Consider the following 26,349-nt stretch of genomic DNA (forward strand, 5'->3'; position numbering starts at 1 on the left):
AAACATGAGTATCTCTGAATCACAGGAAATTCTTCTTGCTTTGGACGAAGCAGTCACAAAACTTGAAACAGTTGAGCGTGCAAAAACTGAACCGATTGCAATTGTTGGTATGGGTTGCCGGTTTCCAGGAGGTGCTAATAACCCAGACGCATTTTGGCAACTGTTACAAGATGGTACAGATGCAATTACTCAAATACCTACGGATCGTTGGAACGCTGATGAACATTATGATCCGGATACTAGCGTTCCTGGAAAAATATGCACCCGGTTTGGTGGATTTTTACAACAAGTAGACCAATTTGATCCGCAGTTTTTTGGCATTTCTCCTCGAGAAGCAATCAGTCTAGATCCTCAACAACGATTACTTTTAGAAGTCACTTGGGAAGCATTAGAAAATGCAGGTTTTTCTCCCAAATCTCTGAGTGATCTCAAAACTGGCGTCTTTGTGGGCATAGGTCAGAATGACTACGCACAACTACAGTTTTATTCTGGAGATCTGACGAAAATTGGTCCTTATGAAGGAACTGGCAATGGCTTTAGTTTTGCCCCAGGACGATTGTCTTATATTTTGGGGCTCAATGGCCCTAGTATAGCAGTTGATACAGCTTGCTCTTCTTCGTTAGCCGCCATTCATTTAGCTTGCCAAAGTCTACGTGTTCGTGAATGCAACATGGCGATCGCTGGTGGTGTTCATCTCATCCTCTCTCCTGAAGTGACTGTTTTTCTGTCTGTTTCTCAGACTCTCTCTCAAGATGGACGCTGCAAAACCTTTGATGCTGGTGCTAGTGGTACGGGAAGAGGTGAAGGTTGCGGAGTCCTCATTCTCAAACGCCTTTCAGATGCCATAGCGGATAAAGACAATATCTTAGCCTTAATTCGTGGTTCAGCAGTCAATCATGATGGCGCTAGTGGTGGCTTGACAGTACCTAATGTGGTAGCCCAAGAGACATTAATTCGAGATGCCCTGAAAAATGGAAAGCTAGAAGCAAATGAAGTCAGCTATGTAGAAGCCCATGGGACAGGTACACCGTTGGGAGATCCCATAGAAGTCAGAGCATTGGCGACAGTCCTAGCACAAGGAAGATCAGCATCACAACCGTTACTTATAGGCTCTGTGAAAACCAATATTGGTCATCTAGAAGCGGCGGCGGGCGTCGCTGGCTTGATCAAAGTAGTGCTGTCACTGCAACATCAACAAATTCCTCCTCATCTGCATTTTCAACAACCCAATCCTCACATCAACTGGGAGCAACTGCCAATTCAAGTACCAACTAAGATGACTCCATGGCAGACGACTAACAACACCAGAATTGCAGGGGTGAGTTCTTTTGGCTTTAGCGGTACTAATGCCCATGTGATTTTAGAACAGGCACCTGCACCACAACCACAGCCATCTCAAATAGACCGACCCTTACAGCTGTTGACACTCTCGGCTAAGTCACAACCAGCACTACAAGAATTAATCGCTCGTTATCAACTTCATTTAGCCAAACACCCCGACTTGAATCTGGCAGATATTTGCTTTACAGCCAATACTGGAAGAGAGCATTTCTCTGCTCGTGTGGGTGTGATTGCTTCCTCCACTGATGAACTTGCAGATAAACTCACTACACTCCAGCCACAAGTATCAAGCACAAAACGCCCTAAAATTGCCTTTTTGTTCACTGGTCAAGGTTGTCAGTACCAGGGTATGGGACGCCAACTCTATCTCACACAACCAACTTTCCGTCGCACCCTTGACTATTGCCAGCAAATCCTCGCATCCTTCCTAGATATACCTTTAGTAGAACTGTTGTATGCTGACCATTCCCAAGATTCATTACTGGAGAATACAGCATATGCTCAACCGGCCATATTTGCTATTGAATATGCTTTGGCTCAGTTATGGCGTAGCTGGGGTGTTGAACCAGATGTTGTGATGGGTTATAGTCTTGGCGAGTATGTTGCTGCTACTATTGCTGGTGTTTTCAGTTTAGAAGATGCTTTGAAACTCGTAGCTGAGCGTGGTCGTTTGATGCAGGCTTTGACTCCATCCGCACAAATGGTTTCTGTGTTGGCGAATACCACAACCGTCAGTGCTATCATTCAACCCTACGCTGGACAGATTTCTATTGCTGCCATTAACGCACCCAACAATACAGTTATTGTTGGCTTACCTGCTGCTATTGAGGCTGTTGTATCATCTTTGTCTGCACAAGGCATTCATACTGAGCATTTAAGTGTTTCTCGCGGTTTTCATTCCCCTCTGATTCAGCCCATCTTAGAGCCTTTTTATCAATTTCTTACTCAGGTTAATTACGCTCCTGCTAACCTCCATTTTGTTTCTACTGTAATTGGTGAATCTAGCAACACTGAAATCTCTTGTGCTGATTACTGGTGTGAGCATGTTTATCAACCGGTGCAATTTCTTGCAGGGATGGAGACTCTTCACCGCCAAGGTGTGGATATATTTCTGGAGATCGGCCCTCGCCCCAGCTTGCTACCTATGGCCAGCGATTGCTCACCTTCAGATGTCGGTGTCTTTCTACCTTCCTTACGTCCCACTCTCCCTGATTGGCAAGTTTTACTTGAAACTTTATTAAGTTTATATCTTCACGGCTATCCAATAGACTGGTCTGGTTTTGACAAAGACTACTCTCGTTTGCGCTTACTATTACCTACTTATCCTTTTCAACGTCAACGCTATTGGGTAGAAACAATAAATCAGACTCGCCGACTAACTTCCCCATCTCAAAGAAAAACATCTCTTCATCCTTTAGTCACCAGTAAACTTCAATCTCCTTTACTTAAAGAGACTTTATTTACATCCGAAATTAGCGTCAATGATTTTCCTTATCTAAATGATCATCAGGTTTATGGGGAAATTGTTATAGCTGGAGCATTTCACTTATCCTTCCTTTTAGGATCTCTCAAGCTAACTTTTGGTGAGCAAAACTGTATTCTAGAAGATGTTATTTTTACCAAAGCATTGGTAATTTCTGCAGAAGAATTACGTACTCTTCAATTGCTTATTACTCCTGAAAGTAATGCCACAGCTTCCTTCAAACTGATTAGCTTGGAAAGTGAAGTGGCAAATTCAAGCAATTCATGGAGTAGTCATGTGAATGGCAAAATTTCTGTTCAAGGAAAGTATTTGACTGATACCCCAAAATTGACCAAAGTCTCAATTGAGAACTTGCAAGACAAATGCACAAAAGAAATATCTAGGACTGAATTTTATCAATTTTTCCAACTACGGCATATTAACTTAGGTTTAACCTTCCAATGGATCAAGTCTATATGGAAGGGAGATAGAGAAGCTATTTGTCAAATGGAACTTCCTCAAACACTAGATAATGTTGAGGAATACCAATTGCACCCAAGTTTAATTGACTCTTGTTTCCAATTGCTAATGGCAACCGTAGATCTTCAAGAAGATGAAACTTTTGTACCTTTTAGCATCGAGAAATTATATTTCTACCAAAAGCCTAGCAATTATTCTCAATTATGGTGTTATGCTTACTCTCAACCAATAGAAAAATCTCAAGAAGAAGTCGTAGGTAACATTCAATTATTAGATCAAGAGGGTCAAATCCTTGCTGAGGTTATTGGGTTTAAAGCTAGAAGAGCCCATAGTGATAGCTTCTTGAACATCCCGCAGAAATCTTTAGACGACTGGCTCTACGAAATAGAGTGGTACCCCCAAATGCTTTCAGGGTCTGTATCACAACAGAAGTTGCAACGTAGTTATTCTGAGCCAAAAAATTGGTTGATTTTAGCTGATGAATTTGGTATTGGTCAGCAGTTAATAACTCAATTACAAGCAAGGGGGGAAATATGTACTCTTGTCCTTCCTGGTGATACATATGAACAGTTAACAGAAACAAAATTCAGGATTAATCCAGCTAGTCCTAAAGACTTTGAGCAACTATTTGCAGCAATCACAGCGTACACACCTTCATTGTATGGTGTTGTGCATTTATGGAGCTTAAATACAATAACAGAAGCATTGACAAGTGCGAATATTGAAGCAGCATTAAATTATGTATGTGGCAGCACCTTGCACTTGGTTCAATCACTAGTGAAAGCTCAACTTATTTCATCCCCTTCCTTATGGTTGGTAACCCGAGGTGCTGTACCGGTAAAATCAGAGCAAAATATTTTAGGATTACCTCAATCTCCCTTATGGGGTATGGGTAAAGTTATTACTTTAGAGCATCCAGAACTAAATTGTGTAAGGGTTGATTTAAATCCAGAACCTCAAAAGAATGAAGTACAAGACCTATTTACAGAAATTTGGTCAAAGAGTACAAAAGAAGACCAAGTTGCTTATCGAGATCAAGTTCGTTATGTTGCTAGATTAGTACATAGTAAGCTTGTTAAAAATAGTACACAAAGACAGATTAAGACCCCACACTCTGAATTTTTCCGTTTAGGAGTATCTAGTCGAGGAACTCTAGAAAATTTGCAACTACAACCAGTCACTCCCCAGGAGCCCGGTACTGGTGAAGTAGAAATTGAGGTTTGTGCTACAGGAATGAACTTTAGAGACGTTCTCAATGTATTGGGTTTATATCCTGGAGATCCTGGTCCTTTGGGCTTAGAATGTTCTGGTCGAATAGTAAGAATTGGGGAAGGGGTTGAAGGTTTTAAGATCGGTGATCCGATTATTGCTTTAGTCCAGGGTAGTTTCAGTCAGTATGTTACTGCTAAGACTGCTTTAGTTACACACAAACCCGAGGATATGAGCTTTGAAGAAGCAGCTACAATTCCAGTCGCGTTTTTAACTGTGTGTAGTAGCTTGCTTAACGTTGAAATATCTCCAGGCGATCGCGTACTAGTCCATGCTGCCTCTGGAGGTGTCGGGTTAGCAGCCATACAACTATTACAGCTAGCTGGAGCAGAAATTTTTGCCACTGCTAGTCCTCAAAAATGGGAATTTCTCCAATCGTTGGGAATTGAACACATTATGAACTCTAGAACCCTTGATTTCGCTGATGAAATCATGGAAAAAACCAATGGAGAGGGAGTGGATGTTGTCATCAATTCCCTAAACGGAGATTTTATCCCTAAAACTTTATCGATCTTACGAGAAAAAGGCTGCTTTTTAGAAATTGGGAAGAATGGAGTTTGGACACCAGAGCAAGCCAAGCAGATACGACCAGATATTTCTTACTTTTTAGTAGATTTAGTAAAAGATTGCTACGAACAACCGGCATTAGTGCAGTCAATGTTTGGTGAACTGATGCAAAAATTCCGTGAAGGCAAGTTGAAACCCTTACCGCAAAAAATATTTTCCTTTACGGATATGCTTGATGCCTTCCGCTATATGCAACAGGCTAAACATATTGGCAAAATCGTGATTTCTCAACAATCAGCCACAGCAACAATATCTCAAGAGCCTCTCACATTGTCTCAGGATGGAACGTACTTAATTACAGGTGGTTTAGGAGGTTTGGGTCTACTCACAGCAAATTGGCTAGTCGAACACGGTGCAAAACATTTAGTATTAGTAAGTCGTAGTAGTCCTAACCCAATTGTTACGAATCAACTAAAACAGTTAGAACAAGCCGGGGCTCAAATCGTTGTACTATCAGCAGATATATCCCAGTTAGAACAGGTTAATTATGTACTAGAAACTATTGAGAATTCTTTACCAACTTTACGGGGGATTATTCATGCAGCAGGTTTACTCGATGACGGTATCCTACTACAACAAACTTGGGAACGTTTTGCAAAAGTTTTCGCCCCTAAAGTTTGCGGAATCTGGCATTTACATAGTTTAACTCAGAAATTGCCATTAGATTTCTTTGTACTATTTTCTTCTGCTGCTTCTTTGTTAGGTTCTTCCGGTCAAGCTAACCATGCTTCTGCTAATGCTTTTCTAGATGCTTTGGCTACTTATCGAAAAACACAAGAGCTAACAGCTTTAAGCATCAATTGGGGTCCCTGGGCTACAGTTGGAGCAGCTGCTCAACGAGACTTAAATCAACAAATGAGCATGAAAGGAGTCGGTTCAATAACTCCAGAAGCAGGATTGCAGATCCTAGAAAAAGTATGGTCACATTCTCCTGCGCAGATAGGAGTTGTACCTATAAACTGGACACAGTTTGATCAAGCTTCAGTTTCTCCATTTTTCAGCAATTTCACACAGGTACATAGCCAAGACAAGCCAAAAGCAAATAGTTTTATCAAACATTTAGAAGCAACTCCTATCAACGAACGTTATGCCCATTTGTTAACACACGTCAATTCGTTAGTTGCTAAAGTTTTACGGCTAAATCCATCAGAACCACTAGATCAACAACAAGGATTTTTCCAATTAGGAATGGATTCTTTAACTTCTGTAGAATTGAGAAATCTTCTTCGCAATAGTTTGGAATGCTCTTTACCTTCCACAATAGCATTGGAATATCCTACTTTAGAAACCTTAGTTAACTATTTAGCTTATGAAGTTTTGCCAATAGAGTTTTCTACTTCTGACCTTGATACAGAGCCTCAACAAAATGACCAAAATGATTCATTAGCTGATTTAACAGATGTATCTTTAGAAGAAGTTGCTCATCTGCTGCTTCAAGAATTAGAAACTAATGAGAAAGGGTAAAAATAATGAACCAAAACTTAACTGATGTCGATTATCAGTCTTTAATGAAGAAAGCTCTGATTGAGATCAGAGAAACAAAAAGCAAGCTCAATGCCTTAGAAAAGGCTATGAGTGAACCAATAGCTATTATTGGTATAGGTTGTCGGTTGCCTGGAGGAAACAATGATCCAGAAAGCTTTTGGCAACTATTATCTAATGGAGAAATAGCCATTGGTGAAGTTCCATTAGAGCGATGGGATGTAGATGCTTACTACAATCCAGATCCTGATGTACCCGGAAAGATCTGTACCCGTTATGGCGGATTTGTCGATCAGTTACAAGAGTTTGACGCTGGTTTTTTTGGCATTTCTCCCCGTGAAGCAGTTAGTCTAGATCCACAACAGCGTCTATTGCAAGAAGTAACTTGGGAAGCATTAGAAAATGCAGCTATTGTACCTAAACAACTTGCCGATAGTCTAACAGGAGTATTTATTGGTATCTGTCACAATGACTATTTGCACAAACTGCTAAACAGAGAAACAACAGAGATAGATGCATATATGGCTACAGGAAATTCTCACTCTGTAGCGGCAGGTCGCTTATCCTATTTTCTTGGTTTACAAGGTCCAAGTTTTGCGGTGGATACAGCTTGCTCCTCTTCATTGGTGGGAGTTCATTTAGCTTGCCAAAGCTTACGTAATAAAGAGTGCAATTTAGCCATTGCTGGAGGTGTAAACGTACTCTTATTACCAGAAGTTAGTATCAATTTTTCAAAAGCTCATATGCTAACTTCTGATAATCGTTGCAAAACTTTTGATCATCAAGCTGACGGCATTGTTCGCTCCGAAGGTTGTGGAGTGATCATTCTTAAGCGTCTTTCAGATGCCATAGCGGATAAAGACAACATCTTAGCCTTAATTCGTGGTTCAGCAGTCAATCATGATGGTCGTAGTAGCGGCTTGACTGTGCCTAATCGATTATCACAAGAAGCTGTTATTCGTCAAGCCCTGAAAAATGGAAAACTAGAAGCAAATGAAGTCAGCTATGTAGAAGCCCATGGGACAGGTACACCGTTGGGAGATCCCATAGAAGTCAGAGCATTGGCGACAGTCCTAGCACAAGGAAGATCAGCATCACAACCGTTACTTATAGGCTCTGTGAAAACCAATATTGGTCATCTAGAAGCGGCGGCGGGCGTCGCTGGCTTGATCAAAGTAGTGCTGTCACTGCAACATCAACAAATTCCTCCTCATCTGCATTTTCAACAACCCAATCCTCACATCAACTGGGAGCAACTGCCAATTCAAGTACCAACTAAGATGACTCCATGGCAGACGACTAACAACACCAGAATTGCAGGGGTGAGTTCTTTTGGCTTTAGCGGTACTAATGCCCATGTGATTTTAGAACAGGCACCTGCACCACAACCACAGCCATCTCAAATAGACCGACCCTTACAGCTGTTGACACTCTCGGCTAAGTCACAACCAGCACTACAAGAATTAATCGCTCGTTATCAACTTCATTTAGCCAAACACCCCGACTTGAATCTGGCAGATATTTGCTTTACAGCCAATACTGGAAGAGAGCATTTCTCTGCTCGTGTAGGTGTGATTGCTTCCTCCACTGATGAACTTGCAAATAAACTCACTACACTCCAGCCACAAGTATCAAGCACAAAACGCCCTAAAATTGCCTTTTTGTTCACTGGTCAAGGTTGTCAGTACCAGGGTATGGGACGCCAACTCTATCTCTCACAACCAACTTTCCGTCGCACCCTTGACTATTGCCAGCAAATCCTCGCATCCTTTCTAGATATACCTTTAGTAGAACTGTTGTATGCTGAGCATTCCCAAGATTCATTACTGGAGAATACAGCATATGCTCAACCGGCCATATTTGCTATTGAATATGCTTTGGCTCAGTTATGGCGTAGCTGGGGTGTTGAACCAGATGTTGTGATGGGTTATGGTCTTGGCGAGTATGTTGCTGCTACTATTGCTGGTGTTTTCAGTTTAGAAGATGCTTTGAAACTCGTAGCTGAGCGTGGTCGTTTGATGCAGGCTTTGACTCCATCCGCACAAATGGTTTCTGTGGAGCCTTTTTCTGACATTCTTGCTCAGGTGAGTTACTCTCCTGCTCGTATTCATTTTGTTTCCACTGTCACTGGTAAATCTAGCAACACTGAAATCTCTTGTCCTGACTACTGGCGTCAACACGCTTCCCAAACAGTGCAATTCTTTGCAGCGATGGATACTCTCCATCACCAAGGTGTGGATATATTTCTGGAGATTAGCCCTCGCCCCAGCTTGTTACCTATGGCTAGCGATCGCTCACCTTCAGATGTCGGTGTGTTTTTACATTCTTTACGTCCTACTTTCCCTGATTGGCAAGTCTTACTCGAAACTTTATTAAGTCTATATCTTCACGGTTATCCAGTCGACTGGTCTGGTTTTGACAAAGACTACTCTCGTTTGCGCTTACCATTACCTACTTATCCTTTTCAACGTCAACGGTATTGGATCAAAGATTTTTCAGGTTCTCACATCGAAAATAAGAATGGTACAAAAGACGAGCTTTTAGGCTGTAATGGCTCTTTTAAGAAAGAGCAAGACTTAGTTATCCAGTCAAACAAAGCAACATCTTCTATTCGTGAGGCGCTCTTAGGGGCAAATTTAGAAAATCAGCAACAGTTACTCAGTTCTTATTTAGAAGAACAAGTAGTAAGGGTAATGGAAATGCCGATATCAATGCTCGATAGAGAACAACCACTTCAAAATATAGGGTTGGATTCCATCATGGCATTGGTTTTACATAACTGGGTTGAAACTAACCTGGGCATAACTTTACAAACCGAAAACTTTTTTCAAGAACTGAGTTTCAACCAACTTGTTATCAATTTATGTCAACATCTGACAAATATTTCTGATTCTACCTCCAAAGCCACTAACAATTTAATGAGGCAGTCTAGAACTAGTCATTCTCAGTTACCATCAGATTTACTTTGGTGTATTCAATCTGAAGGTTCTAAATTACCTTTTATTTGCGTACATCCTGGTTCTTTAGAGCCTTATTTTTACAAAAATCTAGTAAGTTATTTAGGTAATGATCAACCTTTTTACTTACTACAACCTTCGGAACTTAATAATTTCCAAAATTATCAAAATGGATTTTCATCTTCAGTTACCATAGCAGATATAGCATCTAAATGCCTCAAGGCTTTGGATTCTCTTCACCCACAAAATTACATATTGGGTGGTTGGTCGTTGGGGGGGTGCGTAGCCTTAGAAATGGCACAACAGTTATATAAACGAGGACAAGAAGTACCTCTACTTGCATTATTAGATGCTGCTAATATAATGAACCTACCTTTTAATGAAGACTGGGTTTTGGTATTCTTCTTTGCTAATTATTTAGGAACACGTCATCATAAAGAACTTGTCTTGAGATACGATTTGTTAAAAATCTTTGATTTTGAACATCAATTGAATTACCTCTTGAAAGAAGCAATAGCACTAGGAGTTGTACCTAAAAATACTAGTTTTAATGAAATTCATCATCTTTTTGAATGTTACAAATTAGGCATGCGCAATTCTTGGAAACAAGCACAAAACTATCTTATTAAAAGCTACCCAGGACGTGTTACTTTATTTGAAACCAGTGAAGTTACAGAAATAGCTCATATCATATCTAATAGTCCCTTCTTATCTTGGAAGGAATGGAGTAAGCCCTTTCACAAAGAGCCAGAGATTCATATTGTTCCTGGGAATCATTATTCAATGTTTCTTGAACCTCATGTTCAAAAACTTGGAGAAAAGTTAAAAAGCTGCCTTAATGTTGCTCTTCTTGTTTGAAGAAAAGCAAATAGCTTTAAATTGAATAAGGACGTATAAGTAAAGCTTATGTAGCTTTACTTATAGGTGATTAAGACATCCTTTTAAACACCTTACGACAGGATGTTAATTACAACTTAGTTCCACATTCAGGACAGAAAGTGTGATTGGGTGGATTTTTTGCACCACAATTACCGCAATAAACTGGTTCTGGGGAACCTTTCTTTTGTTGGCGCGGCAAGCCTATCATCTGGGCGTTGCTCTTGCCTGGTGCTACCATTGGGTAACAGTTTTCGTCTTTGGTCACGTGAACATTGACTACTACTGGTCCATTGTGAGCCAACATTTCCGCGATCGCATCTTTTAATTCAGCGCGATCGCTAATCACCATCCCTTTAATCCCGTATGCCTTTCCCAACAACTCAATATCTGGCATCCCAACTTCCATATTAGAGCAAGAGTAACGCTCACCGTAGAAAGCTTGTTGCCACTGGCGTACCATCCCTTGCCAGCCGTTATTGAGAATTACAGTCTTGACATTTATCCCATACTGTGCTAATGTTCCTAGCTCCTGCAAATTCATTTGGAAGCTAGCATCACCACTGATACAGATAACTTCTTGATCAGGGAAAGCAACCTTAGCACCCATTGCTGCTGGTACACCAAAACCCATCGTTCCCAAACCAGCGCTAGAAATCCAGCGTCTAGGACCATTGTTGAGGAATTGTGCTGCCCACATTTGGTGTTGACCAACATCTGTGGTGTAGATTGCATCAGGTGCTTGGTTATTGAGTTCTACAACCACCTCTTGTGGTGAGATACTGTCCGGGTGTTGGGGTACTTCTAGAGGATATTCTTCTTTCCAACGGGTGATCAGGTTCAGCCACTCTTGCGTTTGATTAGGTGTCGTTGTTGCACTTAACTGCTTGGAGCGGCGCAACAAATCCAGCAACACGTTTCGCACATCACCAACAATCGGCACTTCAGGGATGCGATTTTTACCAACTTCAGCAGGATCGATATCGATGTGAATAACTTTAGCGCGGTTAGCGAATTCATCCAACTTGCCAGTAACACGATCATCAAATCTTGCACCGACGCAAATTAGCAAATCACAATCACTGACAGCAAAGTTAGCATAAGCCGTCCCGTGCATCCCTAGCATTCCCAAAGATAGGGGATGATTTTCGTCAAAAGCGCCGATCCCCATTAAAGTTGTTGTAACAGGGATATGAAATAACTCGGCTAGTTGTTTAATTTCTTGGTGAGCGTTTGCAGCGATCGCACCTCCACCCACATATAGTAAAGGACGACGGCTTTCACGAATCAACTTTAGCGCTGCACTAATTTGTCGTGGATTTCCCTTCACTGTGGGGCGATAACCTGGTAATCTAACTGAACCCGGTTCCACAGGCGAATAATCAAACTCTTCTAATGCCACATCTTTAGGCACATCAATCAAAACTGGTCCCGGACGCCCTGTGCTAGCAATGTGGAACGCTTCAGCAACAATTCGTGCCATATCCTTTGCGTCACGGACTACATAAGAGTGCTTGACTATTGGTAGTGTAATGCCGTAAATGTCTGTTTCTTGGAATGCATCTGTGCCGATCACCGCCCGCGACACTTGTCCGGTAACGATTACCATTGGTATTGAATCCATGTAGGCTGTAGCAATACCCGTTACCAAATTAGTTGCTCCTGGACCTGATGTACCAAAGCATACCCCTACCTTCCCTGTAGCACGGGCATAGCCATCCGCTGCGTGTGCAGCACCTTGTTCGTGTCTTACTAGAATGTGCTTAATTCCACCACCAGAAGCTTCCACCTTATATAGATCGTCATAAATTGGTAAAATCGCACCACCTGGATAGCCAAAAATGTACTCGACACCGTGACGGCTAAGACTATCAAGTAGAGCAAAACCACCAGATACGCGCATTGGCGCAACAACTGGTGATAGAGAGACGTGTGAATGGGTTTGATTCTCAGGTTGTGGGGAACGCAAATCTGGTTCAGAGACGCTTGGTGGATACACAGTCAAACCTCATTAGATTAAGTAGCTACGTTGATCCTTTTGTTTCCTAGCCGATGCTTTGCTTAATACGCTTTGTATCTCGCCTCTAATTGGAAATACCGAATATAGCGGGAGACTTACGGCGATCTCTTTAATTTTTAATCAGCACCTGTTAGTAAACTCTTGTTAAAAGAATAGTATACACTCAAATTTAAGCTGTTTTAAAGAAGCGAATAATTTCCCGCACATGATCGAGAAATTGTCCATCTGTTGAAAGTTGGGCTAAGGCTTGTCGTGCTTCTCTTGCTAAACGTTCGTGTTCAGTTTGATTAGTGGCACGTAATTCCTCTAGATTAGCACTAATGCGCGCTACTTCTTTGCGACTTTCTTCCAAATAAGTTTGCTGATTTGCGGCTAAGGAGAAAGGCTGTTCTGGGTTGAGTTGTTCCTCCAGACGCTTTACAGTTGCTTCAACAGCGTCAAATCGGCTGCGAAGTTCTACAATATCTTCCCGTGGGTAAGTCCATTCTTGACGAATCATTGTTAATCGCGCATACAAATACTCATAGGCGCTGATAGCTGGACGTAAGGCGGTTAATAATAAAGCTGCTCCAGAACTAACATAGCCTACAGCACTAATGCCGGTAGCTGCAAGAATGTAAAGACCAATGGCTGAGAGTACGTGTAAGGCGATCGCGACAACAAGCGATCGCTTTGCCAAAACCTTAACATACTCCAATTGCTTTTCAACAACTGGAATGTCTTTTTCTGCGGATTGTGCGCCTTGTGCTAAAACTTCTTTTGCTTGGAAATGCACATTCCAAGGTACAGTGACAATCACCAACAGCCACCAAAAGCTTGCACCCCCAATTACCCAGTCAATAAAGTTACCTGTAGGTAGGTGGAACCATTGCAGAACACTAAAAGCCAACAGAACCAAAACGACAATCCCAAAACTTGAACCCATAAAGAAGGTGAAATACATCTTGCCCTCATTTGTTGTGAAACTGTGACTTCTATGATGGCTTTTAGGTTGGGAGGAAAGGAGTAATGTTTGTGATGGTTCTTAGAGCTACACAGGGAATGGCAAATAGACAAACTAAGGTAAGATGCGCGATCGCCAAGAAATGCAGCTTGGGGATTTGAACCAGATGACGGTATTCATGACGAAAACGGACGTGGCGAAGATGACAGATCAACGAGACAATAAAAAACGCTTGAAGTGTTGCCGTGTTTCCACTCCAAGCGTTTCTTATCTTCAACTCACTCCTCACACACAAATAAAGACTATCACCGTCTTTATTGGTTGACAAGTATACTGGGTGACAGTTTTAAAACTGAACTTATCGAACAACCCAAGTGCTCAACTGATGTCTGTGAACACTTAGCGTCCTTGATCTCTCTTGGGGTTGGGTGAAACATGAGTACTGGGTGAGGTTGGTGATTCACAAACGCGCACTTTGATGGAGCTTTGCAGCGCTTGGCTACTTTTACCCCTGCTTGCATAAGCGATCACTCAGAGCTAGAGATACAGCAGTTTTGAGACAAATGAGGTACACCGATAGTCCAAGGGCAAACGGCGTTTGCCCCCACGAATGTACCTCACGCAATTTTATAAAGAAGAATACATGTGCTACTTCGCCAGAAGTCAGGATGAAGTTGATAGTACCTAAAAGTCCTTCTACATCCCCTCGAATTTCCCGCAACACTCATAGCAGGCTTCTTGGTTAGATGTTGTGGACTCAGACGCCGAAGTACCGGCTAACGCTCCGCTATCACTTAAAGGAAATATTATTAAGCCTGCCTTTTTGTCAGGATTAGGCTCCGAAGAACTAGGTTTGATAAACCCAATAATCATGACTTATGTTGCGCGTTTTACGCAGACTTTCCCCTCGACCTTTATCGAAATGAATAGGGTTTGTTATGTACTGATATGACAGTTCAATGCTTAAAGTTATATAAAGAAACACAGTTAAAGATTGAGAGTGCGGTCGCACAATGATCTTGTAAGTACGACCGATGACGCCGTTTATTCTCAATATGGACGACACGCTCACGCCATTTATCACGCTCCGAATTGGATGGTGAAGCATCAGCATTCTGAGAAAGAGCCAGAACAGATCCACTTACTAGGAGAATTGCTAAAAAGGCTGGAGAAAAACGTTTCATTGTTTTCTGGTCCTTAAATCATAAAAATATCGAATTTGACACTCGCAACCGTAGCCTGGATTTATCAATGCACAGAATTACTGCTACATTTTTTGCCGACACAACAGGACAACTTTTCAATCATGATTGTGCATGATGCTAAACTAAATATTCTGTTGCAAGCCATACATTATAGTTAGATATTTATTGACAAAATAAACATTATTTGCCACTAATTACTGCAGTCATCAAGCCAAACAAAGTGCGTTTAGTTAATGTTAAACCTGCTATAGATCCTCGCCCAACTACTAAGAGGATGTTTGAAAAGTCAGAAATTGAGTAAAAAAAGCTCTCAGAGGATGTCTGAAAAGTTTTGAGGAGGTAATTTTCACTACGGAAGTTGCTTTAACATTAAACGAATCATGGCGACATCAATAAAAGCCTCTGTTGTTTCAGGTAAAATCTCATAGTCCTTGCTTAATGGACGGCACCAGTTAAACTAACCAAAAGTTCTTTCAACAAGCCAACGTTTCGGCAGTACAACAAATCCTTTGTGTTCTTCGTGCCGTGTAACTACGCGTCAGCGAGAACCCACATTGCGCACTTCAAAATGAATTATCCCCCTTTTCAAGAAAAATTCTTAATAATGGTCAAACTGTTAAGTATTAATATTTAAATCCATTCGAGATTTATGTTCTTCATTTAACCATGCTAGTGAATTTTTGGAAATCTACGCGTATTACATGGTGAAGTGCGCAATCTGGGCGAGAACTATTCCCCGACACTTCCTGGATCGGTCAAAGAGTGAGAAATCCAGGGTAGAGTGTTATATTTGACGATGCCCTTGTGGAATAAAATCTGTTATGACCAGAGTAATAGTTATGCAATGGGGAACTTAGAGATAGAATGTGTCGGGTATAGGACAGATAGATATTAACTAAGGTGGACAGAAGATGGAGAGCGTAAAGGTGCTGGACATAGCGACTGAGATGGAATCTGTGAAATTACCAGATATCGTAATTTTGGGGGAAGTGGAAGGACTAGAAACACTAAAGGAGATTTTTCAGTATCAAGATCTCAGCCTTTTAGAAGTGTATTTAATATCGAACAAAATAGGGAAGACGGTTAAACAGGTAGAGCAGGAGAACCAAAAACTGTTTGCACGACTCAGATCAGAGCAGGTTTATGTAAATGATGTGTACTACATACTGGAATGCAACAGTGATAAGGTATGGGTGTTAGGAAAAACTGGATTGATGGAAGCAATCCTACCTTCAGCTACGGATCAAGCAGGAATAGGAATTTTTGAAGATATTGTGCAATATGCTACCAAATCAAGCAGGACGAAAATAGTTTGGGTCGTAGGTAGTGAAGAAGATTGGGGATTTGCGAGTTTATGTAAAGGGAAGTACACAAATATAGATGTAAGATTTGTGCCGACAGAAATGGTAGGGATTGCACTGAGACTATGTGTAGCAGACGCAGAAAAACAGTTGGTTGGTTGTGGAGCAGCATAGGGTTAGGCATAAGCGTTGGGCTGTGCCCTGAAGAGCGATCGCCATTGGTCGCTACTGCTGCTGTCGGCTAAAGTTCTTTTAGAAAACCAAGCAAAGCCTCGTTGACTTTTTGTGGATACTCTAGGGGAACCCAGTGACCTGCATTAGGGACGATAACCTGTCGTTTCAAGTTAGGAACAAACTCCGTCATTGAATCAAGGCTTACTCCTGGAAACTTCAAGACAGGATCTTTTTCCCCAGCAATGTACAGTGCTGGTTGTGATATCTTTTTACCTGACAACTGGGGGGTAACTTCCATATTGCGATCAATGTTGCGATACCAGTTGAGACTGCCACGGAAACCACTGTGTGTGTACTGTTCTACGTAATAGTCTATATCCTCTTGCGTCATTCCTGTTGGTAGCTCTTCGGGATCGCTCAGTCCGTCGAGAAAACCAGAAGTTGATGGTTTGGGATTCAGGAAAATTCCTTCAGGAGCACAACCACTAGCACTATAGTAAATTTTACTTAGGGAACGACGGATATCTGCTTCAAATTCTGCTTCGGCGATTCCGGGCTTTTGGAAGTAGACCATGTACCAGAAGTTGTCCCCAAAATTCTCTTGGTTTGTTAATGATCCAATAGGGTAACGCAAGTAAGGAACACTCATCCCAACAACAGCATTAACTCGTTCCTCATATAACAGTGCTGTATTCCAAGCTACTGGCGCACCCCAATCATGCCCAACGACAATGAATGTTTCGTGACCGAGAGCGTCAGCGATTCCTGCCACATCCCCTGTTAAGTTGAGTATGTCGTAAGCTTCAATCTCTTGTGGAGCATCACTACTATCATACCCTCTTTGATTAGGAACAGCCACTTGGAAGCCTGCTTCTACAAGCGGATCGATTTGATTACGCCATAAATACCAGCACTGAGGCCATCCATGAAGTAAGATCACTAAAGGTCCATCACCCTCAACCACTGTGTTCAAATGAACACTATTTGTTTCTATTGTGCGAAAGTTACGCTTCTTCATGTTGAAACCTCCTTCTATTTTTTTATCGACAAAATCACTGTGTATTAAGTGATTGAAATGACATTTAGCACCACTATTTATTTACCTGAGTTATATTGCCTTCATAATACAAGCTCAAGACCCATGCTTTTACTCCAGACTCAAACTCTCCGTTTCACCAAACCCGGAAAAATCTGCCAGATAAGGAGCGTTGTCAAGCAACTTGTGTTCAGTATAAAACGTCAGGGAAAAATATCCACATAACGGTTTGCTAATTGCCATCAATGCTATAAAATGTGTTTTCTATTTAAAATGTTATTCAAATGGCTTCTATAACTTCAGACTCAGTTCGTTCCTATCTTAAAGAAATAGGTCGTTACCCTTTGATGACTCAGAGCGAAGAAATTGCTTGTGCCAGAAAAGTCTACCAGATGATAAAAATTGACCAACAGCGACTCGAAATTGCTACTGAACTCAACCGAGAACCCACAGACGTGGAGCTAGCAGATTCGCTCGGTAAAACTGACAATGAAATACGTTTAATTCTTCATCAAGGTCGGAGGGCGAAACAGCAGATGCTCAACGCTAACCTCCGACTCGTGGTTTCGGTGGCAAAGAAATATCAGAACCGAAACTTAGAATTCTTAGATTTAATTCAGGAAGGAACTTTAGGGTTGGACAGAGCAATAGAGAAATTTGATCCCAATAAAGGTTACAAGTTATCAACCTACGCTTATTGGTGGATCACCCAAGCCATTACCAGAGCCATAGCCGAAAAATCCCGCACTATTCGCCTACCTATTCATATTAATGAAAAGCTTAACCAAATTAAGAAATTACAACGAGAATTGTCTCAATCATTGGGTCGCAAGCCCACTGTAGCAGAAATTGCTGAATCATTAGAGATGACCGCACAACAAGTCAGAGACTATCTCCAGTATTCCAGATACCCTCAGTCTTTGGATATGAAAATAGGTGATGATAAAGATACTGCCCTTGGCGATTTGTTACCAAGTGATGAACTCCCCTTGGATGTGCAGTTACATCAGGAGCTTGTGCGTCAGAATTTACAACAATTCATGGAATCAAGTTTAACCCCTGTTCAGCGTCAAGTTCTCACCTTGCGCTTTGGACTAGAGGATGGTGAACAACTAACCTTGGCTGCGATCGCAGTTCGGCTCAACGTTAGTCGGGAGAGAGTTAGACAAATAGAATCTAAAGCTCTTAATATTCTGCGTCGTCAGGGTAGTTACTTAAATAATTAGAAATTAGAGCTTGACTCAAATCGGCTTGGGCAATCCTATAAGCCCAACCACGCTCAATACTGCGTAGGTTTTGCCCGAAAATTCGCCCTGAACTAAAGTTCGGGCGCTTTAGCTGGCATTGAGCTAAAAGCTCACTGGGTCATCTTTTAACCCATTTTAATGGGTTTCAGCTTTGAGCCAGGAAATTTATTTCCTGGCTCAAAACCTACGCAGTGGTTTACTGATAGTACCAGTGCAAGTAAGTGCTGAAAATGTTGGCTCTACTACCAATAGTACAAATCCGGGTAATGCTTTTGGAGCGATCGCTTATTCTCCATCAACACAAATGTATGGTTCATTTGATTAACTTTTTTGGTTGATCACTTTGTTCTGCTGTCACAGACTCGATTGCGATATTGACGGTATTTTATTTTTGCATAAACGTCTTTATCCCAATCGCAATACAAGCTATGACACTCAATTTATATTTACTGAGACATGGAGAAACTACTTTTAGTCAAAGTGGTAATTTCTGCGGTGAAACTGATGCAGAATTGACATCTGCTGGTATGCAGATGGCGTCGGCTTTTGCCGATGTTTATCAAAAATTGAAGTGGGAGGCTGTTTATGTTAGCCCAATGAAGCGCACAATTGCAACTGCCAAGCCATTTTGTGATGCTATCGGGATGGATATGCAGTTGCGTGACGGACTTAGAGAGGGTAGTTACGGTGAATGGGAAACCAAGAGTAAATCGTTTGCCCAAGAGAATTACCCAGAAAACTATGTAAAATGGTTGACAGAACCTGCTTGGAATGCACCCATTGGTGGAGAAACTGCGGTAGATATCGCTAACCGTTCTATGGCTGTAATTGCTGAAATTCAACAAAAACATCCCCAAGGTAATGTTTTAGTCGTTTCGCATAAAGCCACGATTCGGATTATGCTTTGCAGTTTACTAGGAATTGATTTAGGACGCTATCGCTATCGGGTCAATGTTTTGGTTGCGTCGGTAACTATGGTTAAATTTGACGATAATGGCCCCTTGTTAGAAATGTTAGGAGATCGCCATCATATACCCGATCATATTCGCTCTCGTCCGGGAACATAATAGTGCAAGTTTAGTTCTACTCAATTCGAGCGCGTCAACATACGTGGTCAGGTTGGAAGTGTTGGGAAGTTTTTTCCACGATATGATGAGCATAACATAGCACAATAGTAGAGGATGCGAAAAGATAATGAGCGTACAAACCGATGATGAAGCAATGGACGCTATGCAGTCCGCGATCGCATCCTGTGACTGGCTTTGTTATTTGCGGGTTCGGCGCGCTTATATCAGCAGTGGCGGGAGGCAAGCAGCAATCAACAGGATGATCCGTTCTCTAGGCGAAGAGCAGCAGATGGCTTACGGTCGATATTTCAAAACATATGCAGATATTTCTCCAGATATTAGAAAAATTCTCGTTCAAGAAGATCTGCTGAAAGCACACGAGCGACAACGTGCGCACGAGGAAAGAATAAATCAGGGTGGAGGATGGGATAAGCCGATCAAACGACGGAATGAGGGGTTGGGATGAACCCCGACAAAACAGGACAACATGAGTCCTAGTCTAACAAGTGAAACACCTGGGTGAGGGTGCGATCTGCACACAAAAGCCCAGAAACGTCTCCGTAATTTTAAAAGTTCAGTGGTGCGTTTTTTCGTTCGCGGAGCGTCTCCCCAAGGAGAAGGTTGGCCGGTTTTGTCTAGGAAAAATGTAGCGTCAGACAAAATAGGAGATCGCACTTCGGCGCAGTGTAATCATGCAATAGCCCCCAAAGTAAAGGTGTAGAAAGTCTAACAAAAACCAAGCTGACCAGAGGGGCGCACTATTGAATGCAGTGCTGAATGGCGATTGCGGTAAAAGCGCAGTGCCAGAGGCGATCGCACTCCTTGCGCCTACGACCTTGGCAGTTAAGAAAACTTTTACCTTCCAAAAATCCCACACCCAAAAACTTTAACTGCTGATGCACATCTTGCACAATAGAGTTTTTGGGTGTTGCTGTGCGAGTAATTAATGAATGCAACGGGTGCTAGAGCGTGCTAACGCTAGTGAACAGTGGGCAAATTTGCTATGAAAGAAGAAAGCACAACGCTAACTGGAAAAGGTGACGAAAAAGTGAAAACTGATCCACAGATCAAGGTTGAAGCGATAGATAATCATTCACCGTACTTAGAGACAGTCTTAAAACTGTGGCGCGCAAATTCTAAAACTCTTGGTAGATTTCCCAGAGGAGCATTTGAGGAGCATGCTGCACGTCGTCAAATTCTTGTAGCCCTTGAACCCGAAATAGGATGTATTGGATATCTTTTATACCGGCATTCCCGTGCCTGGATCACTATCACTCATTTATGTATTGACCCGTCACATCGCAGTAAGGGAGTAGCAAAACTGCTGGTCGAACACTTAAAACAAATAACAACATATTCTCGCGGAATTAACCTAAGTTGTCGTCGGGACTACAACCTAGAAAGAATGTGGTTGAGTTTTGGCTTTATTGCCTACAAGGATGAGATCGGACGGGGTAAGAAAGAGAAAACAATACTTACTCGTTGGGTACTAGAACGTAAACATCTTCCTCTATTTTCTAAGTTAATTCAGCAGCAAATTGAGTCAAAATTGTGTGTGATAATTGCCCCAGATATTTTCTTTACATTATACTTGGACGAAAAAAATGATACTGAAAACCAAAATATTCTACTAGCTGACTGGGTACAGACTGAGTTAACGTTATGCATTAATGATGAAATTTTTAATCAAATTAATAAAAATGACGACACTGATGAGAGAAATAAAATGCGTAATTTTGCAGAAACTTTTACTCGCTTACCTTGTGACAGCGAAAAATTAGAATCTGTATATTTACAAATCGAAAATTTATTAAAAAACAATCAAGTAAAAATTGATGAATCTCTAGTGCGTTATCTCGCTAGATCAATTACATCAGATTCTCATTTGTTTTTGACTAAAGATAAACAATTTCTAAATTTAGAAGATAAAATTTATGAAATATTTAAATTATCAATTTTTCATCCGGAACAACTAATAAATCAGCTTGATGAACTGCACCATAGACCTAATTATCAACCCGTGCGCCTTTCCGGAACATCTTCAGAAAAAATTCAAATCAAGATAGGTGAAGAATCTTTTCTAGCTGAATTTTTTCAAAATTTTCACAAAAATGAAGATAAGACAATCTTTCAGGATCATTTACGGCGTTTTTTAGCGAAAACTGACAAGTTTGAGTGTATTGTTGTGAGAGAAGGAACCAATCAACCACAAGCTTTAATTGTGTATGGAAGGCAGAAAGAAAATGAGCTAGAAATTCCACTGTTACGAGTTCGCAGTGACAAAATTTCGTCTACTCTCGCTAATCACTTGATTTTTAAGTCAATTTGTCTGTCTGCTAGTGAAAAACGACAATTTACAAGAATTACAGATCCCTACCTAGAAGAACCTGTTATCACAGCTATTCAAGAAGACACTTTTGTCCAAGTTAATAATGGATGGTTAAAAGCCAATTTACCAGTTGTTAAAACTTCGTCCGAATTATCAAAATACTTAACGTCTCTCGCTTCTCAGTTTGGAGATGAATACAACTTCCTTCTAGAAATTGCTAAGAATTTTGAAGATAATACAGTTAAAGCTCCTCAACAGCTAATAGATATTGAACGCTTCTTATTTCCTGTAAAAATTAAGGATGCTAATATTGCTACATTTATTATTCCTATCCAACCTAGATGGGCAAAAGATTTATTTGATGAAAATTTAGCTAATCAAATGCTTCCTTTGCAAGAATTCGGAGTTAAGCCTGAATTAGCATTTAACCGTGAAGCTGTTTACTATCGTTCGGTTAAAAACTCAAGGGGATTGAATGCTCCTTGTAGAATTCTTTGGTATGTAAGTGAAACTCAAGGAGAAAGAAAAGGTGGGGGTTTCTATAATGTTGGTTATATTCGTGCTTGCTCTTATGTGGATGAAGTGATTATTGGTAAGCCTAAAGATCTTTACCGACGTTTTCAAAGATTAGGAGTTTATAAGCTAACTGATATTCAGAACATATCAATGGATAAAGATGGTTATATTATGTCGATTCGATTTAGTGATACAGAATTATTTAATAATTCCGTATCCAAACAACAACTTCAGCAAATTTTGTCAAAGGATAATCTCTTACTGATTTCGCCTTATAGAATTACTGAAGAAGATTTTATGAAAGTGTATAATCTAGGGATGAAACCAATTAAAGTATAAATAACTTACATGTCATGTAACATTCTATTAATCTCAGTAAAACCTAAGTATGCTTATAAAATTTTTGAAGAGCGAACCAAGCAAGTAGAATTGCGTAGAGTTAGAACTCGGCTTAAGAAAGGGGATATTGTCCTTGTTTATGTAACGTCTCCAGAAAAAGCTTTTTTAGGGTTTGCAGAAGTAGATGCTGTCATGGAAAAAGCAGCGACAAATACTGAACTTAAACAGTTTTGGAAAGAAGTGAAAGATTATGCTGGTATCAGTCATAAAGAATTTTATCAATACTACAAAGGAGCATCAGTTGCAGTAGGATTTTTTTTAAAAAACATCAAAAAATTTGACCATCCTATTGGCTTAGAATCTTTAAAACAAAAAATATCTTACTTGCGTCCACCTCAAAGCTATCGCTATCTTAATGAACTCGAGTATAGGACTATCTTGGCTTTAGGAGGAGAAAAATTTGCAGTATCAGCAAATAAAAGTGATCCTTAAGATAACTAATTATCTTTATTGTTGTGCTTGTGTATAAAGTAAATTAAATTTAATGGTGAAAAAATTGATAATGATAAAAAGGCTATGTTGTGAATAAAAAAGAAGAATTTAGCAAATTATTTAAAGAATTTATTAGTTCTTACCCTTATACCCCGGTTGGGTTACGTCATAAGACGAGTTATGAAGAGCAGCGTCAAAAAGGAAAGAGAAATTTTCAAGCAATAGTCTCTGCCTATGAATCTGGGGAAGATATAACCGAAGTAGTTTTGTCACATCTTCTTCCTTACGCAGCCACAGCTAATAATAGTCAAAGAGATGTTTGGATACACTATGCATCAGTTATAGATAAGGACATTAAAAAATGCTTTGAATCTGTTGGAACAAAACCAGAACACTTGAGGAATATAGCTCAAGCTATATTTCATTTTGTCTACCGCTGTTATCAAGATCCTACTCAGCTAGAAGAAGCTTGTCAGGAGTTTTCAAAATTACCTTATACACAAAGCTTCCAAATAGGAATGCTTACACCTATCCTGAATGCTCTGCGACCTGATGATTTTTTATTAATTAATGAAAAATCAAAGCAAGTTATTAATTATATCGCACGAGAATCTTATACCGAAAAGTTAACCGAATATCCGTCTATTAACGCAGCAGGGAAAATTTTGATTAAAGAATTAGCTTCTGATATGCGTCATTTGGGTGTGCCAGCTTTACGAGATGATGACTTATTCGACATGTTTTGTCATTGGCTAGTCGCTGTGAAAAACTATGGTTTTAATTCTAAAAAACATAAATCTGGTGATCAAGTTGATACACTTACTATCGATCTTCAAGAACAAGAAAAACAACCAGAATATTCTCTCGGTGAATGTGCAATAGATATTGGTCTTAAAGAAGAGACACTTTTAAATTGGTTAAAAGCAATAGATCGTAAAAAGCAAATAATTTTTTATGGTCCTCCAGGTACAGGTAAAACATATGTTGCTAAGAAACTAGCTAAATATCTGACTAATGGCAGTCTTGGTTTTGTGGAATTTGTTCAATTCCATTCTGCCTATACTTATGAAGACTTCATACAAGGAATTCGTCCACAAAGAATTGATGGAGGACTTGATTATCCACTGGTTAACGGACGTTTCCTTAATTTTTGTGATCAGGCAGCTCGTTGTCAGCACACTTGCGTGTTGATTATAGATGAAATCAACCGTGCGAATGCTGCCCATGTTTTTGGGGAGTTAATGTATTTGCTAGAGTATCGTAATGAAAAAATAACTTTGGCAGCAGGTGAAATATTCAGTATTCCTGATAATGTACGAATCATCGGCACAATGAACACAGCAGATCGGTCTATTGCTCTGGTGGATTATGCTCTGCGTCGCCGCTTTGCCTTTGTTCCTCTATACCCAAATTATGAGATTTTACGCCAACATCACTTAAATACTGGTTTTCCAGTAGAAAAATTGATTAAAACACTGAGGAAGTTGAACCAAGTAATTGGTAATCCTCACAACGAAGTGGGTATTAGTTTTTTCTTGAGATCCGACTTAGCGGATCAGATTGATAATATTTGGCAGCTTGAGATTGAGCCGTATTTAGAAGAATATTTCTTCGACCAACCTAGTAAAGTGGATCTGTTTCGCTGGAATGAAATCAAGAAGCAAATTTACTCATGAGTGTCACATTGCCACAAATAATAGAGTTAATTGAATATGTACCGAATTCGTTGGGGCGAACACTACTTCCTGACGCAGTAGGAGAAATGTTATGGCGTAACTACAATACTCAGGTGAGCGTGGAGTTCCCTTCTCCGAAAACGGACAATCACTGGCGACTAACTTCCCAAGGGTGGGTTGGTCATATTCCTTTAACACCTGATTTTCATCTTGCCTTACGCCCCAAAGTCAAGCTAAGTAATCTTTTCCGAATGCTGGAGTACACCTATGATCTCAAAGGTTTTCGCTTTTTGGAAGGACTGGTGGATTGTCAAACTCTCTTAGAATTTTATGAACGGCTAGCTGATATCTTAGCTCGTCGCATTCTCAAACGTAGTCGTCAAGGATTCTATTGTGCTTATGTTTCCAAAACAGAACGTTTACCTCATGTCCGAGGACGTATTAATGTAAGACAACTAGTTACTAGACCGTGGGATACTAAAATACAATGTCAGTATGAACAACATACCGCAGACCTTGAAGACAATCAAATTATTGCTTGGACGCTCTGGCAAATTGTCCATAGTGGTTTGTGTACAGAACGTGTAATGCCAACGTTACGCACTGCGTATCATTCATTACAAAGATTAGTGACATTGCAACCGTGTAACCCGAGAAGTTGTATAGGACGACGATATAACCGCCTAAATCAGGACTATCACCCTTTACATGCACTTTGTCGCTTCTTTTTGGAACACATTGCACCTAGCCACGAAACGGGAACAAATGCGATGTTACCTTTTTTGGTTAATCTGTCCCAACTTTATGAACGCTTTGTAGCTGAATGGTTGAAAGCGCATCGGGAAACTTTACTACTACCCTTCAGTTTGGATATTCAGTCCCAAGAAAGAATTTATTTGGGTCAACAGCAAGAACTATACTTGGACATTGACTTAGTAATTTATGACTTAAGAACAGGGATAGCCAGATATGTTTTAGATACTAAGTATAAAACTGCTTCTAGAGCATTAACTTCTGATATTAACCAGATGGTCGCCTATGCAGAAGCAAAAGGCTGTCACCAGGCAATTCTAATTTATCCATCACCCTTGGCAGAACCTTTGAATATCAAAGTTGGTAGCATCCAGATTCGCAGTTTAACTTTTTCTTTAGAAGGAGATTTGGAACAAGCAGGTTATCATTTTTTACAAGATGTGTTAAAAACTGACTCCGTTGTCGGGTATAGGGATCCACGCACTCTTTGACGTGGGACTGGAAAAAGGACGTAGAATGTGCAATCGTCACTTTGAAAATATCCCAGATCTGATCCAATACGGTTCGGTTAAAGCCTAAAGCCTAAAATTGCGTAGGTTGGGTTGAGGAACGAAACCCAACATTTTTAGGATTTTGTTGGGTAACACGAGCGTTCAACCCAACCTACAATTATCCTTAAGCGAACCGTATTGAGATCTGATCTGTGAAAATTGGTCAATTAGCAACTCGTAGCTATCCATAGTTGAGCGCAGCGATAGCGTTCGCGTAAAGCCCTGCGGGCATAGCTGCGCGTCGGGCGCAGCCTCTCCGTGAGGAG

The 26,349-nt window shown here is 40.6% G+C and carries 17 protein-coding genes and 1 pseudogene; 12 read left to right on the plus strand and 6 right to left on the minus strand.

The window, feature by feature from the left end; translation table 11 throughout:
- Positions 1–4 precede the first annotated feature (4 nt).
- Together G4P69_RS12145 and G4P69_RS12150 are read left to right on the plus strand one after the other, a co-directional pair.
- Positions 5–6,583 (plus strand): type I polyketide synthase, encoded by a 6,579-nt coding sequence (locus tag G4P69_RS12145; protein ID WP_208349994.1) that lies wholly within the window; start codon positions 5–7, stop codon positions 6,581–6,583.
- A gap of 5 nt (positions 6,584–6,588) precedes the next feature.
- On the plus strand, positions 6,589–10,416 hold the full coding sequence (locus G4P69_RS12150) for a type I polyketide synthase (protein ID WP_208349999.1): 3,828 nt from the start codon (positions 6,589–6,591) through the stop codon (positions 10,414–10,416).
- A gap of 109 nt (positions 10,417–10,525) precedes the next feature.
- Here the strand turns inward: G4P69_RS12150 and ilvB are convergent, their stop codons facing one another.
- Together ilvB and G4P69_RS12160 are read right to left on the minus strand one after the other, a co-directional pair.
- A complete protein-coding gene (gene ilvB / locus G4P69_RS12155) occupies positions 10,526–12,439 on the minus strand; it encodes a biosynthetic-type acetolactate synthase large subunit (RefSeq protein WP_208350003.1) in 1,914 nt (637 codons plus the stop codon).
- A 184-nt stretch (positions 12,440–12,623) separates the two neighbouring features.
- A complete protein-coding gene (locus G4P69_RS12160; RefSeq protein ID WP_208350005.1) occupies positions 12,624–13,397 on the minus strand; it encodes a hypothetical protein in 774 nt (257 codons plus the stop codon).
- Between the two features lie 124 nt (positions 13,398–13,521).
- On the opposite strand from G4P69_RS12160, the gene G4P69_RS12165 reads away from it, so the two are divergent.
- Entirely contained in the window at positions 13,522–13,722 is a 201-nt protein-coding gene (locus tag G4P69_RS12165) for a hypothetical protein (protein ID WP_208350006.1), read from the plus strand.
- Positions 13,723–14,353: 631 nt separating this feature from the next.
- Here G4P69_RS12165 and G4P69_RS12170 read toward each other — a convergent pair.
- Positions 14,354–14,581 carry a hypothetical protein gene (locus G4P69_RS12170; RefSeq protein WP_208350008.1) on the minus strand — a complete coding sequence of 76 codons (228 nt, stop codon included), beginning with the start codon at positions 14,579–14,581 and terminating at the stop codon, positions 14,354–14,356.
- A gap of 370 nt (positions 14,582–14,951) precedes the next feature.
- Positions 14,952–15,110, minus strand: a pseudogene (locus tag G4P69_RS39150) (transposase); the annotation flags it as partial.
- A gap of 403 nt (positions 15,111–15,513) precedes the next feature.
- Between G4P69_RS39150 and G4P69_RS12175 the strand changes: the two are divergent.
- Positions 15,514–16,077 (plus strand): hypothetical protein, encoded by a 564-nt coding sequence (locus G4P69_RS12175; RefSeq protein ID WP_208350015.1) that lies wholly within the window; start codon positions 15,514–15,516, stop codon positions 16,075–16,077.
- 67 nt (positions 16,078–16,144) lie between these two features.
- Here G4P69_RS12175 and G4P69_RS12180 read toward each other — a convergent pair whose 3' ends face one another.
- Positions 16,145–17,095, minus strand: coding sequence for an alpha/beta fold hydrolase (locus G4P69_RS12180; RefSeq protein ID WP_208350018.1), 951 nt, complete (start codon positions 17,093–17,095; stop codon positions 16,145–16,147).
- 302 nt (positions 17,096–17,397) lie between these two features.
- Here G4P69_RS12180 and G4P69_RS12185 point away from each other — a divergent pair, with 302 nt between their 5' ends.
- From G4P69_RS12185 to G4P69_RS12200, 4 genes are all read left to right on the plus strand, one after another.
- Entirely contained in the window at positions 17,398–18,339 is a 942-nt protein-coding gene (locus G4P69_RS12185; RefSeq protein WP_208345874.1) for an RpoD/SigA family RNA polymerase sigma factor, read from the plus strand.
- Between the two features lie 172 nt (positions 18,340–18,511).
- Positions 18,512–18,685, plus strand: a complete 174-nt coding sequence (locus G4P69_RS12190; protein WP_208345875.1) for a hypothetical protein — start codon at positions 18,512–18,514, stop codon at positions 18,683–18,685.
- Positions 18,686–18,788: 103 nt separating this feature from the next.
- Positions 18,789–19,427, plus strand: a complete 639-nt coding sequence (locus G4P69_RS12195) for a histidine phosphatase family protein (protein ID WP_208350020.1) — start codon at positions 18,789–18,791, stop codon at positions 19,425–19,427.
- Between the two features lie 127 nt (positions 19,428–19,554).
- Complete coding sequence (locus tag G4P69_RS12200; RefSeq protein ID WP_208350022.1) at positions 19,555–19,893, plus strand: hypothetical protein; 339 nt, start codon at positions 19,555–19,557, stop codon at positions 19,891–19,893.
- A 292-nt stretch (positions 19,894–20,185) separates the two neighbouring features.
- On the opposite strand, the gene G4P69_RS12205 is transcribed toward G4P69_RS12200, so the two are convergent.
- Positions 20,186–20,383 (minus strand): hypothetical protein, encoded by a 198-nt coding sequence (locus tag G4P69_RS12205; RefSeq protein ID WP_208350025.1) that lies wholly within the window; start codon positions 20,381–20,383, stop codon positions 20,186–20,188.
- Between the two features lie 47 nt (positions 20,384–20,430).
- Between G4P69_RS12205 and G4P69_RS12210 the strand changes: the two genes are divergently transcribed.
- From G4P69_RS12210 to G4P69_RS12225, 4 genes are all read left to right on the plus strand, one after another.
- Complete coding sequence (locus tag G4P69_RS12210) at positions 20,431–22,611, plus strand: GNAT family N-acetyltransferase (protein WP_243902937.1); 2,181 nt, start codon at positions 20,431–20,433, stop codon at positions 22,609–22,611.
- Between the two features lie 9 nt (positions 22,612–22,620).
- Positions 22,621–23,103, plus strand: a complete 483-nt coding sequence (locus tag G4P69_RS12215) for an EVE domain-containing protein (RefSeq protein WP_208345532.1) — start codon at positions 22,621–22,623, stop codon at positions 23,101–23,103.
- Positions 23,104–23,192: 89 nt separating this feature from the next.
- Positions 23,193–24,779: an McrB family protein gene (locus tag G4P69_RS40225; protein WP_310833813.1), complete on the plus strand. Its 1,587-nt coding sequence runs from the start codon at positions 23,193–23,195 to the stop codon at positions 24,777–24,779.
- Positions 24,776–26,023 (plus strand): McrC family protein, encoded by a 1,248-nt coding sequence (locus G4P69_RS12225; RefSeq protein WP_208350027.1) that lies wholly within the window; start codon positions 24,776–24,778, stop codon positions 26,021–26,023. The genes G4P69_RS40225 and G4P69_RS12225 overlap by 4 nt, the downstream gene beginning before the upstream one ends.
- Positions 26,024–26,349 lie beyond the last annotated feature (326 nt).

Source organism: Aetokthonos hydrillicola CCALA 1050 (assembly GCF_017591665.1).
GTDB classification, from domain to species: domain Bacteria; phylum Cyanobacteriota; class Cyanobacteriia; order Cyanobacteriales; family Nostocaceae; genus Aetokthonos; species Aetokthonos hydrillicola.